We start from the raw sequence: 19,113 nt of genomic DNA, 5'->3' as shown, positions 1-19,113 counted from the left end.
CGTCTGCAGGCGCGCGCCTGGCTGAAAGCGATACCCGGACGCCCCTCGCTCAGGCGACCGACGTATCCTCCCCGAGGTGGATCACCCGCGCGGCGCGCAGCATGCACTTGGCCATCTCCGGCGGGGAGAACTTCGTCAGGATGTCATTGGCACCGGCGGCCTTGGCCTTGTCGGTGCTGATGGTGCTGTCCAGCGAGGTGTGCAGCAGGACGTACAACGACGCGTAATCCGGATGCTTGCGCAATGCCTGGGTGAAGGAATACCCGTCCATTTCCGGCATCTCGATGTCGGAAACCACCATGTTGATGGCGTCGTGGCTACCGTTGAGGCTGTCCAGCCTGTCGAACGCCTCGCGCGCGCTGCGCACCGCATGGCAGGTGACGCCCATCTTGGTGAGCGCCGAAACGGACATATGGATCGCGACCTGACTGTCATCGACCACCAGGGCGCGTGTTTCGGTGAGCAGCTGGGCATCCTGGCTGTCGAGTTCCGAGATGTCTGCATCGACCGGCACCGGGGCGATGTTGTGGATGACCTTTTCCACGTCGAGGATCTGAATCAGCTCGCCATCCACCTCCGCCGTGCCGGTGATGAAGGAGCTGGTCCGTGCACCGTAGGGCGGCGGCAGGATCTTCGAGGAACGGATATGCACGATCCTGACCACCGACTGCACATGCAGGCCCTGCTTGGACCGGCTGATTTCGGTGACGATCAGGCAGCCACCCTTCGGGTCCTGCAGCGGGGCCATGCCGATGGCCAGGCTCAGGTCGATCACCGACAGCGGCTGCCCGCGCAGGGTTGCCACGCCTCGCACGTGCGGGTGCGACTCGGGCAGGCGGGTCAATGAAGGCGTCGGGATGATCTCGCTGACCTTCAACAGGTTGATCGCCATCTGCTTGCCGCTGCGCAGCGTGAAAAGCAGAAGCGATAAGGAGTCGGTGGCGGAAACGTTGCTCATGGGTCGTCCTGTGGGAAAGCCGGGCTCGTGTCGAGAGGTCACCTCGCTCCCGGCTTGTCGGCAGGCGTGGCGGAATCTTCAGTGGCAAGGTGTTGCGGCCCGATGAGCTGCCCTTGCCCCACTCAGACGCGCTCGAAGATCGCCGCGATACCTTGCCCACCACCGATGCACATGGTCACCAGCGCGTAGCGCCCCGCCGTCCGTCGCAGTTCATGCAAGGCCTTGACGGTGATGATCGCACCGGTCGCTCCCACGGGATGGCCGAGGGAGATGCCCGAGCCATTTGGATTGACGCGCGCCGGATCCATGCCCAACTCCTGCATTACCGCGCAGGCCTGGGCGGCGAAGGCCTCGTTGGCCTCGATGACGTCCATCTGCGCCAGTTCGAGGCCGGTGCGCTCCAGCACCTTGCGCACTGCCGGCACCGGGCCGATGCCCATATAGGCCGGCTCGACGCCGGCATGGGCGTAACCCACCAGCCTGGCCATGGGCTCAAGCCCGAGGTCGCGGGCCCGGCCGGCCTCGGCCAGCAGCAGCGCGGCTGCGCCATCGTTGAGGCCGGAGGCATTGCCAGCGGTGACGGTGCCGTTGTCCTTGCGGAACACCGGTTTGAGCGCAGCCAGGCGCTCGGCGGTGAGGTCCGCCCGGATGTGCTCGTCGGTGTCGAACACCGTCGTACCCTTGCGGGTAACCAGCTCGATCGGGACGATCTGTTCACGGAAGTAACCGTTCGCCACGGCGCGGGCGGCGCGCTGCTGGCTCTCCAGCGCCAGCGAATCCTGCCGCTCGCGGCTGATGCCGTAGCGTTCGGCGACGTTTTCCGCCGTCACGCCCATGTGGAACTTGCCCCAGGGGTCGTGCAGCAGCGTATTCATGTAATCGATCGCCTGTGTGTCACCCAGCCGCGCGCCCCAGCGCAGGTTCGGCAGAATGAACGGGCCGCGGCTCATGCTTTCAGCGCCGCCACCAATGGCCACATCGGTATCGCCCAGAAGGATCGCCTGCGCCGCGCTGATCACCGCCTGCAAGCCGGAGCCGCACAAGCGGTTGACGTTGAAGGCGGGCGTTTCCAGCGGCACGCCTGCATCCACCGCGGCGACCCGCGCCAGGTAGCCGTCGCGGGGCTCGGTCGGAATGACATTGCCCATCACCACATGACCGACGGCATCCGCCGGCGCACCCGAGCGTTCCAGCAGGCCGCGGCAGGCCGTGGTGGCGAGGGTGATCAGGTCGGTATCCTTCAGCGCGCCGCCAAAGGAGCCGATCGCGGTGCGCACCGCACCGCAGATGAAGATGTCGCGTTCAGCCATGAGGTGTCTTCCGTTCAGATTCGAGCCGCACCCAGCCTCACGGCCGGCGATCCGCCCGATCCTAACGTCCCAGCCAGGCCCCGCAAGAGGTGCGGATGCACAGTGGCTCTGTGAAATCGCAGAACCGGCTGGTCATCGCCGCCTCATCGCCACCGGCGCCATGGCATCGGTGGCGATGAGCGGGGGGTGCGCCGCTTTGCCCGCCTTCTTGCGCGCGCTGATGCTGGCGGCGCACTGGTCCTCGTTGTTGAGGATGACGATGCATGCCAGGCACTGAATGCATTCGTCGTAGTCGATGCGCCCGTCACGCCTGATCGCGCCGATTTCGCACTGGTGCTTGCAGTGCTGACACGGCTGGCCGCAGGCCTCGATACGCGTCAGCCAGGAAAACAGCCGTAACCGCCCGAGTATCGCCAGCCCGGCGCCCAGCGGACAGATGTAGCGGCAGTAGAACTTGTGCACGAACAACCCGAGTCCGAGCAGCGCTACGGCGTAGAGCACGAACGGCCAGGCGCGCACGAAGAACAGCGTGATACTGGTCTTGAACGGCTCCACTTCTGCAAGCCGCTCGGCCAGGGTCAACGAGTGAAAGGCGACCGGGACCAGCGCAATCAGGATCACGTACTTGAGCCACTGAAGTCGGCGATGCAGAGGATCCGGGATCTTCCACTGACGGATGTGCGCGCGCTTGGCGACCCAGCCGAGCATTTCCTGCAACGCGCCGAAGGGGCACAGCCAGCCGCAGAAGAGCCCGCGGCCCCAGAGGAAAAGGCTGACAAAGGTGAAACTCCAGAGCGTGAAAATTACCGGGTCCATGAGGAAGACGCGGATGTCGAAGCCATGCCACAGCGCCAGCAGCAGCGTGAAGATGTTCACCACCGACAACTGCCCCTGTGCATAGAGCCCGATGAATACCAGGGTAAACACCAGGAAACCGGCGCGAAACAGGTGGAAGCTCCGGCTGTGCCGGCTGATGCGATGCTGGCGAAGAAAGGTCCAGGTCAATGCTGCCAGCGCCAGTACGACCAACGCCACCTGCCACCAGCGCTCCTGCCACATGCGCAGCCAGATGGGGATAGGTTCGGCTTCGTCCGGCGCCGACTGGATCTCGAATAGATCGCGGTCGAGCTGAAAGTCGCGGGTGAAGGCGGCATCGCTGCGCACCAGGTGGTTGCGCTGCAGGTCCACGTTCAGCCGCAGGCCGGCCGGCTCGGCGGGGTTGAAGGCATTGTGCGCCTTGATTCGAAAGACGTTCGCCTCGACATCGCCGGCCGGCACGTCGAGCCACTCCATGACGGCCCCGTTGTTGAAGTTCATATCATGCAGCTCGATGGCGCGGTCATGTTGCATCAACACCAGCCGGCTGGGTGCAGTAGCCGGCACGAAGTCGTCCGGCACATGGCGGTACATCCCTGAGGAGAGCACCAGCAACGCCTGCTCACCGACTTTGAGCTCTTCGTTGAGCCTGGCGAAACCCGCTTCGCCCAGCAGGTTTCGGCCGATGCTGGGTGCGTTGAGGTAGGCGAAGTGAATGTCGCTGAAGCTCGCTTCATCACCATCCAGACTCAGGTTCTGAAAGCCGTCGAGCGGCTGGCCGATGGCCCGCTCGACTTCATCACGGCTGAGCGTCCAATGCTGCACATAGCCGCGCTCGAGCAAGCCTTGCCAGTCAAGTGGCTCGTACAGGTCCGTTCGCGCGCTCGCCAACGGGCCGCTGGCGAAACCATCCAGCTGCTTGCGCGCCACGCTCAGAGCGGACAGCAGCACCGTCTCGTTGAGGATCACCACCGACACGGTCGCCTTGCTCACCCCGTCGATGCGCGTCACCGAGCCGCCCTCGCCCGCCGCGCCCTTTTCGCTACCCACCACGATGGGCGTACCGATGGACTTGTGCCGGTATTGATCGACGAAATCGAATAGCGACTGCTCGCCCAACCCGTGTAGAAATACCGGCTCGTGATGTTCCAGTACCTTCACGCCCGCCAACACACCGGCCGTATCCAGGCCGATCAGCAAGCGGATCGGCTTGCCAGAGAAGCCCTGGAGACTGGAGTAGTCAGTGGACTCGAAGGCATACCCCAGCAACTCGTCGAGCTGGTACACCGCGTGCACCGGCGGGTCGTCCTGCTTGGGCTCGATGCGCGTGGCCTTCGGGAAGAGTTGCTGGATCTCGGCTTCAAGCGTCTGGGCAAAGGTCACCGGGCCGGCGAGCAGGCCGATCAGCAGCAGTAACAGGCGAACACGCGCGATCATCGAGCCTCCATGGGCAATCTCGGGGCCATCGCCTCCGTGGCGGCCGTCATCCCATGCTAGGCAACGCCTCGCCTCGCGCCATGCGACTTGCGGACTGGAAGGCCAGTACTTCGGTCTCGGTTCGCGCCCGTCTGGATGACGGAACGATGGCGCCCGATAGCGGGCCCAAGCTAGTGGCTCGCGCGGTCAGCGATCGCACGGTTCGGGCGTGGTCGATCCGCGATACTCTGCGAACTGACCGGCCAGACCACAACACATCCATGGGAGGCTCAGCGATGACCAAGGCAGTCAAACCGGACGCCGAACAGCCCTACTTCGATACGCCCGCACATATTCCCGCCGGCAGCGACCATCAGATCCCGCACAGTCACCGGCTGGTCTACAAGGATCACGACGTGATCGTCCACCTGACCGGCTACGAATACGAAACTTTCGGTGAAACCCTCTGGGCCGTCGGCGCCGAGGTGGTCCGGGAGCGGGAGATCGTCGTTCCGGTAGAGGTCGATCAGACCCGCCACTACCGTGGCTACGACGAGGCGCTCGCCCGCGGCACGGAAATGGGCAAGGCCCTGGTCGATGCCCTCGAGACCCCTTGAAATAACTGGCCGCCATGGCGGCTCGACTGCAGGAGACAGGCATGAGCGATAACGCGACCGTACGCCACGATGGGCAACAGCAACGCTACGTACTGGAGATCAATGGTCAGGCACTCGGCATCGCCAGCTACAGCGACGAAGGCGAACGCCGCCTCTTCACCCACACCGAAGTCGACCCGAGCCTCGAAGGCCAGGGCATGGGCAGCAAACTCGTGCGCGAGGCCCTGGACAACACCCGCCAACAGGGCAAGCGCATCGTGCCGGTATGCGAGTTCGTCAGCGCCTATATGAGCCGGCATCACGACTGGGACGACAGCCTGGACGCCCGCTGAGGTCAGCATCCGGCGGGCCCGTCGCGTATCATGCCGGCCGCCGGCGAAGGGTTTAGCGAACCCGCCGGCGCCGAGACGTTCACCCTCAAGGTCCTGCCATGCAAGACGAACTGCACATCGAAGACATTCACCCGGGCGACGGCAAGGCCGTTGTCAAAGGCGCACTGATCACCACGCAATACCACGGCCAACTGGAGGACGGCACCGTCTTCGACTCCTCCCACGAGCGCGGCAAGCCTTTCCAGTGCGTGATCGGCACCGGCCGCGTCATCAAGGGCTGGGACATGGGGCTCATGGGCATGAAAGTCGGCGGCAAACGCCGGCTGTTCGTGCCCGCTCATCTCGCCTACGGCGAGCGGCAGATTGGCAAGCACATCAAGCCGAACTCCAACCTGATCTTCGAAATCGAACTGCTCGAAGTGTTGACCCGCAACGACTGATGTGAGGGCGCGCACAGCGTAGACCGTCGCGGCCAACTTTGTCGCCGCGCGGCACTCAAAGTCGTCACTGGCGCATGTCTGCCCGGCCGACGCCGGCCCGGCATACAATAGCGGCCAGTTGCCAGCAAGGCACCATCCACGATGGAACGGTCTTCAGATGACTCCAGCAGCCCCAGCCGCGTTCGAACACAGCCCCGCCCTGTCCGGCGGCGGCGAACTTGGCGAACTGATCCGTACGTACGATTGGTCGCAAACCGATCTGGGCCCGCCGGAGCATTGGCCGCAAAGCCTCAAGACCGTCACCGCCATGCTGCTGCTCTCGCCTGTACCCATCGTGCTGCTCTGGGGCGAGAGCGGCATCATGCTCTACAACGACGCCTATTCGGTTTTCGCCGCCGGCCGCCACCCGCGCTTGCTGGGCTCTGCAGTGCGCCAGGGCTGGCCCGAGGTCGCCGACTTCAATGACCATGTCATGCGCGTCTGCCTGGCTGGCGGCACCCTCGCCTACAAGGATCAGGAACTGACGCTGCACCGCAACGGGCGCCCGGAGCAGGTCTGGATGAACCTCGACTATTCGCCGGTGCTGGATGAAACCGGGCGACCCGCGGGCGTCATCGCCTTTGTCGTGGAGACCACCGAGCGCGTCCGCGCCGAGCGGCACCTGCTCGCCGAAAAGGATCGGCTAACGCGCCTGTTCGAACAGGCGCCCGGCATCATGGCGATGCTGAGTGGCCCCGAGCACCGCTACCAGATGGCCAACCCGGCCTATGCCAACCTGGTGGACAATCGCGACCTGCTGGGCCGGCCCGTGCGCGAGGCCCTGCCGGAGATTGCTCGCCAAGGTTTCATCGAACTGCTCGACGAGGTCTACCGGACCGGCATCGCCTATGTCGGCAACTCGGTGGAACTGACGATCCAGCGTACGCCGGGTGAAGCCGAGGAAACCTTCATCCTCGACTTCGTCTTTCAGCCCGTGATCGACCACGAAGGCATCGTGACCGGCATTTTCATGGAGGGCCACGATGTCACGCAGCGGGCACTGGCCGAGCGCCGCATGCAGTTTCTCGACGCCCTGGGCAAGGCCACCGCGGCCAGCACCGATGCCGATACGATACTGGCCACGACCACGCGCATGCTGGCCGAGCATCTCGGTGTGTCCGTCTGCGCCTATGCCGACATGGATCCCGACCAGGATGGCTTCACCATCCGCGGCAACTGGGCGGCCAGTGACGCACAGGACATCGTCGGACACTACCAGCTTGCCGATTTCGGCCGGCTCGCCGTAAGTAACCTGCGGGCCGGCCTTCCCCTGGTACTGAACGACACCGCCCGGCAGCTTCCCGTCCACGAAGCCGCGACCTTCATCGACCTCGGGCTGGCCGCGACTGTCTGCATGCCGTTGACCAAGCAAGGCCGCCTCACGGCGCTGATGGCCGTTCACGACCGGGCGCCACGCGACTGGAAGCTCGAGGAACTGGCCCTGCTGACCGAGGTGACCGAGCGTTCCTGGGCGCACATCGAACGTGTGAGGGCAGCAGCCGAGGTGCGGCAGGCCGAACAGCGCTTTCGGCGTGAACTGGAGCTGCAAGTGGCCGAGCGCACCGCCGCGCTCGCCCAGAGCGAGGCGCAGATCCGCACCGTCGCCGCCAGCTCCCATCTCTATCAGTGGCTGCTCGACAGCCAGGGGCGGATCGTCTACGCCAACCCCACGTCGCTGACCGGCGCCAATGTCGCGCGCGACCACGTGGTAGGCCTGCCGTTCTGGGATGCGCCCTGGTTCACCGCCACGCCCGGCATGTCGGCCACCGTCGAGCGCTGTGTTCGAGCAGCGGCACAGGGCGCCAGCGACCACCTCGACATGCAACTGCGGCTACCTGGTGGGCCACGTTCGTTCGATTTTTCCATCCGACCGGTGCTCGACGAAAGCGGTCAGGTGGTCGGCATCGTCCCCGAAGCGGTGGACAGCACCGCGCGGGTGGAGGCCGAACAGGCGCTCCAACAGGCGCAGAAGATGGAAGCGCTGGGCAACCTCACCGGCGGCATCGCTCACGACTTCAACAACTTGTTGACGGCCGTGATGGGCAATCTGGAGCTCCTGCGCAAGCGGGTCGCCGACGATTCGCCACTGCTGCGGCTGATCGATAACGCCCGTATCGGCACCGAGCGGGGCGCGTCCCTCACCCGCCGCATGCTGGCCTTCGCGCGCAAGCAGGAGCTGCAGGCCGAACCCATCGAGCCCGGGCGGCTGATCGAGGAAATGACCGAGCTGCTTGGCCGCTCGCTCGACCCTGGGATCGTCATCGAGACGCAGGTCGAATCGCGCCTGCCAACGATCGAGGCCGATCCGAATCAGTTGCAGACCGCCCTGCTTAACCTGGTCCTGAACGCCCGTGATGCCATTGGCGGCCAGGGCCGCGTCATCATCAGCGCGCACAGCGAACGGATCGAAACCCGGCCCGGCCTCAAGGCCGGCACCTACCTCTGCCTGGCTGTATCCGACGAAGGCGAAGGCATGGACGAGGTCACTCTCAAGCGCGCCATTGAGCCCTTCTACACCACCAAGGGCGTCGGCAAGGGCACTGGGCTGGGGCTGTCCATCGTGCACGGTTTCGCCGAGCAGTCGGGTGGCAAGCTGGTGTTGCGCAGCGAACCCGACGTCGGCACCACGGCGCAGATCTGGCTGCCGGCGATGAACGAAGCGCTTATACCCTTGCCGCCGATCGCCGACATTCAGGGCCTGCCGTTCGCCACGCAGCCACTCGACATCCTGGCGGTCGACGACGACGCGCTGGTGCTGGGCAATACGGCAGAAATGCTACGGGACCATGGCCATCGGGTGACCACCGCGCAGTCCGCGGCGCAAGCGCTCGAGCGGCTCAAGGAAGCGCCGTTCGACCTGCTCGTCACGGATCACGCCATGCCCAGGATGACCGGCGCGCAGCTGGCCGAGGAAGTTCGCCGGCTGTACCCCGACTTGCCCGTGTTGCTGGTCAGCGGTTACGCGGCGATTCCACCCGGCACGGCGGCGGAACACCTGCCGCTTCTGGCCAAGCCCTTTACCCAGGCGGCATTGCTGAGGGCCATCGCGGCACTCGGCGAGCGTGACCGCCCCTGACTCCCCGCCGCCGAACCCAGCCCATGCCTTCTCCGTCAGAAGAGAAGGCATGGGGAGCAACAGTCCGAAACCCCGGGGGTTATTGCCGTACGCTGCTCAACGAAGGTCAGGCGTGAGCCGGCCGCTGAACGGCACCGAGCGACTCGCCCATCGCCTCGCCGACCACCGAACCGATCATGTCCGCCGTGATGGCGCACAACGTCCAGCCCAGATGGCCATGCCCGGTGTTGTAGAAGACGCAAGGCGCACGACCGCGGCCTACCTTGGGCATCATGTTCGGCATCATCGGCCGCAGGCCCGCCCAGGGCACCACGCTGCGAGTGCTGACGCCGGGGAAGCATTCGGCAACCCAATCCACCAAGGGGCGAATCCGGTCGGCTCGAATGTCACGGTTGTAGCCGTTGAACTCGGCGGTCCCCGCGACACGCAGACGGTTATCACCCAGACGGCTGGTGACCAGCTTGGTTTCGTCATCGAGCAGGCTGACGGTCGGCGCCGCAGCACGGCTGGCCTCGTCGTCGAGGTTGACGGTGATCGAATAACCCTTCACCGGGTAGATGTTCAGGCGATCGCCCAGTTGCGCCGCCAGGGCGCGGCTGGCCGTACCGGCGCAAATGACGATGCCGTCGAAGTCGAGCTGCTGCTCACCTTCCGCCGTGGCCAGCGTCACGCTGGCACCCTGGCCGTTGGTGGCGACCTTCGCCACATCCTGGCCGTACCGGCAATTGACGCCCAGTCGAATCGCCGCCGCCGCCAGTCCGTTGGTGAACTTGTGGATGTCACCGGTCGAGTCGCACTCGGTGTAGTAGCCACCGTAGTACTGCCCCGCCAACGTCGGTTCGATGTGGCGGATTTCGTCGGGCGTCACGGCCCGCCGCGGCAAACCACCTTCGGCGAGCAACCGGGACACCTGCCCGGCGTGGTCGAAGCCGGCCTTGTCGCGATAGATGTGCAGGATGCCGGCCTTCTTGAGATCGAAGTCGATGCCTTCTTCTTCGGCCCAGGCGAACAAATGCTCGCGCGCGGCGATGGCCAGGCGTGCCGTTTCGATGGTGTTTTGTCGGTACTGCGGGATGGAGCCGATGAACTCGGCGAACCAGGACAGCTTGTGCCAGCTCGGCTTCGGATTGACCAACAGGGGCGCGTCGCTCTTGAGCATCCATTTGATGCCCTTGAGGATGGTTGACCAGTGCGTCCACACCTCCGCGTTCGAGGCCGACAGTTGGCCGCCGTTGGCGAAGGAAGTCTCCATCGCGGCGTAGCGGTGCTTCTCGAACAGGGTAACGGCGAAACCGCGCTTGGCCAGCGCGTAGGCGGTGGTGATGCCCGTGATCCCGCCACCGATGACGGCAATATGCTTCATGAATGCAGCTCCAGAGACGTCAGGGTTGAGCCCATCCGCGACATGCGGATCGGGCGCCCCCTCTGTTCTGGACCTGAGAGTTTCACGGGCGCTGCCCGCTTGCTCCTTCGGTGCGACGGGCGACGACGGCCCGACGGCTCTTCAGAGTTCACCCGCGACATCGGTCCTTTTGCCTGAGAGTTTCCGGGGCGGTTGCTCCTTCGGCGCTGCGAACGGCCCTGCCGTGCAGTCTCTCCCGATATCACGCACTGCTGTCGGCCAGAGGCCGAACAGCAGTTGAAACTTAGGCACGCAGCGTGCCAGAAAAGTCCCTGCTGGCGCCAGCCATGCTTTCAGGCATCAGCACTGACAGAGCGCTCCGCCGTGGTGCAGTCATCCAGCTGACGCACCTCAGCGACCCACGACTTCGATCAACAGCGCGATATCGACAGGCTTGGTCATGTGCACGTCGAAGCCTGCCGCCACCGCGTTCTCTTTGTCGCTCGGCTGACCCCAGCCGGTGATGGCGATCAGGCGCACAGTGCGGTCCTTCTCGCGAATCAGGCGCGCGACCTCGTCACCACGCCGGCCGGGCATGCCCACGTCCAACAGCACCACATCCGGCTTGACCGCGTGGTAGCGCTCCAGCGCCTGCACACCGTCGAACGCGAGGTGCACGTCGTGCCCTTCGAGCCTCAGCACCTCGGCCATGGTCTCGGCGATGTCACGGTTATCGTCGGCTACCAGGATGCGCCGGCTGCTCAGCCCGGGCATGGTTTCAGCGAGACGCTCGTCTTCGATAGGCGTCGCCGGTAGCAACGGCAGGCTGAAGCTGAACTCCGCGCCCTTGCCCTGCCCCTCGCTGAATACCTGAATCCGCGCGTCATGCAGCTTCGCCAGGCCCTGAGCCAGGGCCAGGCCGATTCCGAGCCCGGTGTTCACCTGCCCCTCGCCTACCGGCACCTGGGCGAAGCGCTCGAAGATAAGGCCTTGGTGCTCCCTTGCCACACCAAGGCCGTTGTCGGCCACCGAGAGCCGCGCCCTGTCGCCCTCGTGCGTGACGCTGAGGCGGATGCGCCCACCGTCGCTGGTGAACTTGGCCGCATTATTGAGCAGATTGATCAGAATCTGCTCGAGCCGCAGTGGATCGGCTTCCACCATCAGCGGCGTTTGCGGCAACGTCACGGTCAGTTCGTGCCGCCGCGACTCGATCTTGGCGCGTGCCGTCTCGACCGCGGCTTCCACCACGGCACGCAAGTCCAGCCGCTCTTTACGCAACGCCAGCTTGCCCAGCGTAATGCGGGAGATATCGAACAGATCGTCGAGCAGCAGCGCCATGTGGCGCACCTGACGCTCGATGATCTGCTGGCTGCGCACCTTCTGTGCCTCGCTGGCCGAGGGCGATCCGAAGAGCCCTGCCGCCAGGCGGATTGGGGCGAGCGGATTGCGCAACTCATGCGCCAGGGTTGCGAGAAATTCATCCTTGCGTCGGCCGGATTCACGTATGGCCTGCTCCTGCTGCTTGGCCTCGGTGACGTCAGCGAACCACACCGCCAGGCTCTCGTCGAAGGGGGTCGCGACCAGCCGCACCCAGCGCTCATCCTCGAAGGCGGTACTGCGCAGCTCCAGGTCGCGCGGCTGCCGATAGCGTTGCACGTCCAATAAGGTTGCCAATGCCTGTGGGTTGGCGCCGGTACCAAGCACCTCACGCAAGCGTCGCCCGGTCAACTCGGAAACGCTGCCATGCAGGCTGGCTGCACCGGTGGCGTTGATGAAATCCAGGCTGAAATCTTCCGGCTCCCCATCGGCGCCCCGCAGCGGAGAGAGGATGGCGAAGGGCACCGTAGATGAATCCAGCGCGACCTGCAGCCGTTGTTCGAACATGCCGGCCTTGCGCTGAGCACGTGCGCGGTCGATGAATACCGCGGCCAGCCCCGCCGCCACATCGGCCAGGCGGATCTCCCGCTGGGTCGGTGCCCGCGCGTCCCTCAGTTGGACGGTCAAGGTGCCCAGCACGCGGTGGTCGCTATGGCGGATCGGCGTGCTGTGAACCGAGCGGAAGCCCTCGCGGCGAGCGACCGCCACGAAGTCCTGGAAGCACGGGTCAGTCTCGGTATCTACCACCACAACCCGCTCGCCACGTTGCACCGCCGTGCCGCATGCACCCAGCCCGGGCGTCACGTTGTCCATCAGCATCAGCGATTCGGTGGAAAAGCCGCGCGAGGCGTGAATACGCAGCGGCGAAGCGCCGTCGCTCAGCGCCAATAAGCCATGTGCAGCGCCGTGCAGCGTGCAGAGGGTATCGATGATGGCCTGCAACTGCTCGCCCAGCTCTGGCATCTGCAGCAGTCGATTGCTCAGTGCCTGCAGGTGCTCGAGGTCGCTCACCTGCTGGCGCAGGTCCTGCTGCGCCAGCTCCAGCCGAGACAGCATGGAGTCGCGCTCAGCTTCGCTGGCACGCCGCGCCTCGGCGGCATTGACGAGCGCGCGACCGACCTCGCCGATTTCCTCGATTTCGCTGTTCGGCGCCTCGACCGCCTGGCCTTTGCCGATGGCTTGAGCGGCGCGGCGCAGCTGGCGCATCGGGACGTTGATCCGCCTGGTCGCGAACAGTGCCGCCGCTACGGCGAACATCAGCGACAGCAGCAATCCGCCACCGTAGATCGTGTAGGCCCTTACGGCGCCAGCCTCCACCACGCTGGTCTGGATCCCGGTCGCCACAACCCAGCCGGACGGTCTCAAACGCACGAAGGAGGTGTAGAGCCCATGCCCCTCTACCGAAGCCGAAACCCCTCCGCCCTCCTCGTTCGGGTTCTCGCGAAGCATTTTCTGCAGCAGGGGCGCAGCCTGGCCTCCAACTGTCTCTTCGTGCCGCAGCGTACGGGCGATGCGTACGCCGTTGGCGTCGAGCACGGTATTGACCCAGCCGGCTGGCAACCGACGGTTACTGATCACGTCGGCAATCGCCTGCGGTTTCACCACAGCACTGAGGACATAGCGTGTCTGCCCAGCGACATCCACCAGGACCCGCAACGGGATGCCCCATGCGCCGCTAGGTCCGCGTGCCATGTTCCCTATCTGCGGCTCGTTTCTTGTCATCAGATTGGCGAAGCTACCGGGCTCGGATATTTCACGCGACTCCGAAGGCGGATGCAGCGAGGTGCGCCGGAGCACCTGCCCGTCCAGATCGATGATCAGCACCGCATGCCAGCTGGGAAGCGACGGGAGCACCCGCCGGACCATGTCGGCGAATGCATCGAGATCGCCGTCGTCGAGCAAGGACGACTGGGACAGGGCCTGTAGCACATTGAGCGACCGGCTCAGCTCCACTTCGACAGCGGTCGCGGCCAGCCGCGTCGCCTCGAGGCTGCGCTGTTCGGCCAGGCGTTTCTGTTCATTGACAATCGAGAGCATGCCCAGCCCGGCCACCAGCGCCAACGGCAGAATACCGGCCAGCGCAATCGCGATGAGGCGGCTGCGCAGAGGGACCGAGCGGGGCGGCGTGGCTCGCCGTACCTGATTCAAGATAGAAACCTGCCTGATATTCAATGCTGCGAGGGCTGACGTGCTGTCGCACCGGGCCACGGGGCGCCAGACACAGCGGCCTAGCTTAAGCGATTCGCCCGCGTCACATAGGACCTTTCTCGGAATGCCCGGCGAGGTACGACGATCGGTTAAGGGAACGCTTTCCGGCGGGGAAGTTGCTTCGGCAGATGGCCGTGTGACGAAGCTGTGATGGACGTTTCACCCTGATACGAAAAAGCCCCGCCGATCGGCGGGGCTTTGCATCATGACGGGCCAGCCTTTGGCGAACCCGGTGGTTTCGGGTCAGCGCGGCAGCTTGAAGGTAATGAAGCTGGCACGCCCTTCACGCAATACCCGCATCGACACCGATCGATTGCTCGGCAGCTTTTCGGCGATGCGTGTGAAGGTCTTGACGCTGTCGATGGCTTCGTTGCTCAGGTGCGTGATGACGTCGCCCGGCCGCAGACCGATCAGGGCGGCCGGCCCATTGTTCACATCACGAACCACCACACCGCTCTCGACCTCAAGGCTCTTCTTCTGCTCGTCGGACAGCTCGCCCACGGTGACACCGAGCCTGTTGCTGCTGGCCGACGAGCCGCCTGCGCCGCCGCCGGCGACCAATTGTGCATCGTCATCCGGCAACGCGCCGATGGTGACGTTCAGCGTGCGACGGCTGCCCTCGCGCACCACTTCGAGTTTGGCGCTGTCGCCCGGCTTCATGCTACCGACCTGGTGCGGCAGGTCCCCCGACATGTCGATGGGCTTGCCGTTGAGGCTGAGGATCACGTCACCCACCTTCAGGCCACCCTTGGCCGCCGGACCGCCGTCGAGCACCTGCGCGACCAGCGCACCGGCCGGACGATCCAGGCCGAAGGACTCGGCCAGGTCCTTGTTGACCTCCTGAATGACCACGCCCAGCCAGCCACGGCTGACCTTGCCCTCCTCGCGCAACTGGTTCGCCACGTCCATGGCAACGTCGATCGGGATGGCGAACGACAAACCCATGAACCCGCCCGAACGGGTAAAGATCTGCGAGTTGATCCCTACGACCTCACCGTCGAGGTTGAACAGAGGGCCACCGGAGTTGCCGGGGTTGATCGCGACGTCAGTCTGGATGAAGGGCACGTAACTCTCGTTCGGCAAGGTGCGCCCAGTGGCGCTGACCACACCGGCAGTCACCGTATGGTCGAAACCGAACGGCGAGCCGATCGCCACGACCCACTCGCCCGCCTTGAGCTTTTCCGAGCTGCCGATCTTGACGATCGGCAGCTCGTCGTCGGCCTTGATCTTCAACAGGGCCACGTCGCTCCGCGGATCGGCGCCGACCAGTTCGGCCTGCAGTTCGCTGCGGTCAGGCAGGCGAACCATGATTTCGTCGGCGTTTTCCACGACATGGTTGTTGGTCAGGACATAACCGTCCTTGGAGATGATGAAGCCGGAGCCCAGGGACTGGGCTTCGCGCTGGCGACCGGGCTGGCGTGGAATACCCCGCTCGAAGAATTCACGAAACTGGGGCGGAATGCCTTCCAGGTCGGGCATCTGCGCGGCACCGCGGACGGGCGCGTTCTGCTTGGTGCTGATGTTGACCACCGCGGGCGAGGCGTTTTCGACCAGCGGCGTGAAGTCCGGAAGGTCGGCGTGAGCGACAAGCGTCTGCCCGAACAGTGCGACGCCCGCCACGACCGCCAGGAAATTTCTGCGAAGTAACATGGTGACTTGTCTCCCGACGTGAACAAGGTGTTGTGCTTTTCATGCGACGCAGCCGGCGTCGGCAATCAGAAACTAAAAACAGCGGGCAGCCATGTCCAGCGTAGCCCGTGCCAGGCCGGACATGGCGCACCCACAAGGGGGAGCAGGCTGTTCCGTCAGCCTGCCCAAGACTCTACGCGATCGAAAGTCAGCTTCGTGTGAGCGCTACGTAAAGGGAAAGTAAGGATTTGCCAGTCGCTTGGCAGGTGCTAGTCAGCCATGCCCGCCAACCGGTTGACCAGCTCAGGCAGATCCTGCATTCGCTCGATCACCGCTGTCACACCCAACTCGCGCAGCGCCTGGTCATGGCCGGCGGGAATGTGGCTGGCGCCCGTGAAACCGATCACCTGCATGCCGGCCGTTCGAGCGGCCAACACCCCGGTCGGGCTGTCTTCCACTACAAGGCACCGCCCGGGCGCGACCCCCATCCGCTCGGCCGCCAGGAGGTAGACATCCGGCGCCGGCTTTGGCGAGGCAACCATCTCGGCGCAGAAGATCCGCCCCGCTACGCGCTCCGACAGCCCGGCACGCCGCAGCGACGACTCGACGTTGTGCAATCGGCTGTTGGAAGCCACCGCCAATGGCAGGTCGATAGCCATGAGCGCCTCGCGCACCCCGGGGATCGCCTGGACCTGCTCGGCCACGACCCTCTCCGATTGCCGGCGCAGGTCGCTGTCGAAGGTGTCGGGCAGGCTCAGCCCGAAGCGCTTTTCGATCAGCTCGATAATGCTTGGCACGGTCAGGCCGAACGTGCCCTCCAGGGCCTCGTGCAGCCGTTCGGCCGGCACATGCAGACTCAGGGCTTCGAACAGCACGCGATGGCTGAGGATTTCGCTGTCGACGATCACGCCGTCGCAATCGCTGATCAGCAGGTCGATAGAAGACATCGGGGCTCCGTTTGTTTGGCCGTGGAAGCGCGGCAGCCGCGCCGGAGACCCTTGGACTGTAACGGCTGCGCCAAGTTTGGCCGCCACCGGAGCCTTTTCAGCGAATGCCCAGCAACCGATCCGCGGACCAGCGTCCTGCACCCCGCCCGATCACGACCAGCATCAGCCCGACCCAGGTCAGGTGTGTCGGCCAGGCATCGGGATACACGAACACCTGGATGACCAGCGTCATGACCAGCAGCGCAAAGGCAGACAGCCGCGCCAGCAGACCGAGCACCAGCAAAAGCGGAAACCGGTGCTCGGCGTAGGTCGCCAGGTGCGCGGCCAGATGAGGCGACAGTACCGGTAGCGCGTATTCGGTTTCGAACAGGCTGTAAGTGCTCGGTTTGAGGGTGAGCAGTCCGCTGACCTTGGTGCGCCCGGAATAGAAAAACACCGCGGCGATGGCCAGGCGCGCCACAAGGGACAAGGTGGAGTCGCTGATGAGGCGTTGCAGCCAAGCGGCCAGGCGGTTCCAGCGTTGCTGCCAGCGTCGCTCGAACGTCGAAGCGGGCGGGTTCAGGCTAGTCATGTCGATCTCCTTTGAAAACGCCGGCCGCGAACAGCGCGACCAGCAGCTCGTTGAAATCCAGCGCGGGCTCCGCCTCGAGGGCGACCACCGAGGCGGCATCGAGCCGTAGACCCTGCGCGCAGGCATCGAGAAAGGCGCAGCCACCGTGGCTCAGTGCCTGCCAGCGCACGGCACCGCCCCACCGGCAAATCAGGGTGCCTTCGCCCTGCCAGATCGAAGGTTCCGGCAGCTCTGCGCCGTCACGATTGCAGCGCCACAGCGTGAACGCGGGCAGCCCGGACCAGTGCCAGCGCGCCGCGACGCAGGGCTGGAGGTGCAATCCGGCCAGTTGCTGGGGCGTCACTGCGCGCAGGGCCCGAGGCATCAGCCGCGGCTGCTCGGCGGCGGTGAACACTTCCAGCCACAGGCGATCGAGGCGCGCGACTTCGGCGAGGTACGGCAGCGCTTGCGCTGGCCCGAAGCGCTGCAGGAAGTCCGCGAAACCATCGCCATAGTCGATCAGCTGAGGGCAACTCGGAGGCGTATGCCGGGCATAGGCGGCGGCCGCGGCGGTCATCCAGTCGGCGCCGACCAGGCGCTCCACGGTTGGAAAGTTCGCTCGCAGTGCATCCACGCAGCCTTTAAAGGCGGTGTTGCGGTACACCGCGAAACCCGGCTGCTCGGCGAGCGCGCGCAGCCAGTCGGCACTGGTGTCGGGCTCGTCGCTCTGGAGCGCGGCCGCGAAGGCATCCTGAAAAGCACTGAGCGACGTCTTCATGCGGCCCACCTGCGGTCAAGCAGCCGCTGGGCACGGTCACGCTCGATGAGCAGCTCAGCGAAGGCCGGCAGCCGGTCGTCCCGTTCGATCAGAGTCGGGCGCGCACCGATTCGGCTGATCAGCCGCTCATACAGTGCCCAGACCGCGTCGCCGATCGGCGCATCATGCGAATCGATCAGCAGCCCGGACTGCGTAGAGCCGTCGGGGCTATGCCCGGCCAGGTGCACCTCCCGGACGGCATCACCCGGAAAGCGGTCGACATAGCCGGCCGCGTCGAAACAGAGGTTGTGCGCACTGACGTGCACGTTATTGACGTCCAGTAGCAAGCCGCACCCGCTGCGACGCGCCAGCTCGGTCAGGAAGTCGATTTCGTCCCAGTCGTGTCCGTCGATGCGAAGGTAGTGGCTGGGGTTTTCCACGGCGATCTCACGGCCGAGCGCGTCCTGGGCGCGCTGGACGTTATCGACGATGCGGCGCAACGCCTCGCCGGTGCGCGGGAATGGCAGCAGATCGGGGTGGTACTGGCCTCGCCAGGTGGACCAGGCGAGGTGTTCGGAAACCAGCGCCGGTCGAACCTGCTCGACCAGCGCCACGAGACGCTTCAGGTGGACCTCGTCTGGCGCACAGTCGGCCGCCAGCGACAGCGACACACCATGCAGCGACACCGGATGGCGATCGGCGATCGCCTCCAGCCAGGCCAGACGCGGCCCGCCGCCGAGCATGTAGTTCTCCGGGTGGACCTCGAACCAGATCCCTGACGCAGCGCAGTCGTGCGCCGCCTCGTAGTGCTCGGGCTTGAGACCGAGGCCTGCACCCAGATCGACCGGCATGCTCATGGCGATGCTTCCTGTCAGGATTCGATCGGTGTCAGCGAGCCCATGCCGTTGGGCGTCTTGATCGAGGTGCAGGTGCCGGCAGGAACGTGTTTCCAGGCATTGCCCTGGTAATCCATCTTCGACGTGCCGGCGCAGCTGGTTCCGGCGCCAGCCTTGCAATCGTTCTGGCCGGCAAGCGAGACGCCGTAGCACTTCTCCATGGCGCCTTCCTTCTTCTCGTCGGCGGAGGCGCCCGCGGCGATGGAAGCGAGGGCGACGGCTGCAGCAGCAAGGGCGAGGGTCTTCATGGGTCATTCTCCTGAGGATGTGGCTGCCAGCGATGTTGCCGGCCGCTCGACCAGTAATTCGCCGGTGCGGGTGCGTTGGTTACAGCGAGGCGAAAATTTTTTTTGAGATTTACCCGAGACCGCCCTAACGTAGCGGCGCGCACCCTCGCAGGGGC

General features: G+C 65.2%; 15 protein-coding genes and 2 riboswitches. Of the genes, 4 read left to right on the top strand and 11 right to left on the bottom strand.

The genetic code is table 11. The annotated features are described in order from the left end of the window. Positions 1 to 49 precede the first annotated feature (49 nt). The 3 genes from MST27_RS06210 to MST27_RS06200 all read right to left on the bottom strand — a co-directional run bounded on the left by MST27_RS06210 (position 50) and on the right by MST27_RS06200 (position 4,521). Entirely contained in the window at positions 50 to 958 is a 909-nt protein-coding gene (locus tag MST27_RS06210) for a chemotaxis protein CheV (RefSeq protein ID WP_243605135.1), read from the bottom strand. Between the two features lie 122 nt (positions 959 to 1,080). Further along, positions 1,081 to 2,268: an acetyl-CoA C-acyltransferase family protein gene (locus tag MST27_RS06205; RefSeq protein WP_243605134.1), complete on the bottom strand. Its 1,188-nt coding sequence runs from the start codon at positions 2,266 to 2,268 to the stop codon at positions 1,081 to 1,083. Between the two features lie 132 nt (positions 2,269 to 2,400). Next, complete coding sequence (locus MST27_RS06200) at positions 2,401 to 4,521, bottom strand: NosR/NirI family protein (RefSeq protein WP_243605133.1); 2,121 nt, start codon at positions 4,519 to 4,521, stop codon at positions 2,401 to 2,403. Between the two features lie 275 nt (positions 4,522 to 4,796). Between MST27_RS06200 and MST27_RS06195 the strand changes: the two genes are divergently transcribed. From MST27_RS06195 to MST27_RS06180, 4 genes are all read left to right on the top strand, one after another. Continuing rightward, positions 4,797 to 5,117, top strand: coding sequence for a hypothetical protein (locus MST27_RS06195; protein WP_243605132.1), 321 nt, complete (start codon positions 4,797 to 4,799; stop codon positions 5,115 to 5,117). Positions 5,118 to 5,158: 41 nt separating this feature from the next. Continuing rightward, positions 5,159 to 5,449 (top strand): GNAT family N-acetyltransferase, encoded by a 291-nt coding sequence (locus MST27_RS06190; RefSeq protein WP_243605131.1) that lies wholly within the window; start codon positions 5,159 to 5,161, stop codon positions 5,447 to 5,449. 98 nt (positions 5,450 to 5,547) lie between these two features. After that, positions 5,548 to 5,889: an FKBP-type peptidyl-prolyl cis-trans isomerase gene (locus tag MST27_RS06185; RefSeq protein WP_243605130.1), complete on the top strand. Its 342-nt coding sequence runs from the start codon at positions 5,548 to 5,550 to the stop codon at positions 5,887 to 5,889. Positions 5,890 to 6,046: 157 nt separating this feature from the next. Next, the gene (locus MST27_RS06180; protein ID WP_243605129.1) at positions 6,047 to 9,004 is read left to right on the top strand and encodes a PAS domain-containing protein; all 2,958 of its coding nucleotides are present in this window, start codon (positions 6,047 to 6,049) and stop codon (positions 9,002 to 9,004) included. Between the two features lie 106 nt (positions 9,005 to 9,110). Here the strand turns inward: MST27_RS06180 and MST27_RS06175 are convergent, their stop codons facing one another. The 8 genes from MST27_RS06175 to MST27_RS06140 form a co-directional block, all read right to left on the bottom strand. Next, positions 9,111 to 10,367 (bottom strand): D-amino acid dehydrogenase, encoded by a 1,257-nt coding sequence (locus MST27_RS06175; RefSeq protein ID WP_243605128.1) that lies wholly within the window; start codon positions 10,365 to 10,367, stop codon positions 9,111 to 9,113. Between the two features lie 60 nt (positions 10,368 to 10,427). Continuing rightward, positions 10,428 to 10,514, bottom strand: a riboswitch (glycine riboswitch). A gap of 4 nt (positions 10,515 to 10,518) precedes the next feature. Next, positions 10,519 to 10,615, bottom strand: a riboswitch (glycine riboswitch). 142 nt (positions 10,616 to 10,757) lie between these two features. Then, on the bottom strand, positions 10,758 to 13,871 hold the full coding sequence (locus tag MST27_RS06170) for a hybrid sensor histidine kinase/response regulator (RefSeq protein WP_243605127.1): 3,114 nt from the start codon (positions 13,869 to 13,871) through the stop codon (positions 10,758 to 10,760). A gap of 303 nt (positions 13,872 to 14,174) precedes the next feature. Then, positions 14,175 to 15,581: a DegQ family serine endoprotease gene (locus tag MST27_RS06165; RefSeq protein WP_243605126.1), complete on the bottom strand. Its 1,407-nt coding sequence runs from the start codon at positions 15,579 to 15,581 to the stop codon at positions 14,175 to 14,177. A 248-nt stretch (positions 15,582 to 15,829) separates the two neighbouring features. Next, the gene (locus tag MST27_RS06160; protein ID WP_243605125.1) at positions 15,830 to 16,507 is read right to left on the bottom strand and encodes an HAD family hydrolase; all 678 of its coding nucleotides are present in this window, start codon (positions 16,505 to 16,507) and stop codon (positions 15,830 to 15,832) included. A 97-nt stretch (positions 16,508 to 16,604) separates the two neighbouring features. Further along, positions 16,605 to 17,084: a DoxX family protein gene (locus MST27_RS06155; RefSeq protein ID WP_420864223.1), complete on the bottom strand. Its 480-nt coding sequence runs from the start codon at positions 17,082 to 17,084 to the stop codon at positions 16,605 to 16,607. Next, the gene (locus MST27_RS06150; protein ID WP_243605123.1) at positions 17,071 to 17,835 is read right to left on the bottom strand and encodes an HvfC/BufC N-terminal domain-containing protein; all 765 of its coding nucleotides are present in this window, start codon (positions 17,833 to 17,835) and stop codon (positions 17,071 to 17,073) included. Before MST27_RS06150 ends, MST27_RS06155 begins: the two co-directional genes overlap by 14 nt. Next, positions 17,832 to 18,671 carry an MNIO family bufferin maturase gene (gene bufB, locus MST27_RS06145; protein ID WP_420864221.1) on the bottom strand — a complete coding sequence of 280 codons (840 nt, stop codon included), beginning with the start codon at positions 18,669 to 18,671 and terminating at the stop codon, positions 17,832 to 17,834. The genes MST27_RS06150 and bufB overlap by 4 nt, the downstream gene beginning before the upstream one ends. Positions 18,672 to 18,685: 14 nt before the next feature. Further along, positions 18,686 to 18,958, bottom strand: a complete 273-nt coding sequence (locus MST27_RS06140; protein WP_243605122.1) for a BufA1 family periplasmic bufferin-type metallophore — start codon at positions 18,956 to 18,958, stop codon at positions 18,686 to 18,688. Positions 18,959 to 19,113: the final 155 nt, after the last annotated feature.

This window comes from Stutzerimonas marianensis (genome assembly GCF_022810315.1).
GTDB lineage: Bacteria > Pseudomonadota > Gammaproteobacteria > Pseudomonadales > Pseudomonadaceae > Stutzerimonas > Stutzerimonas marianensis.
Note: the sequence above shows the minus strand (reverse complement) of the source record. Positions and strands in the feature narration are given on the sequence as shown.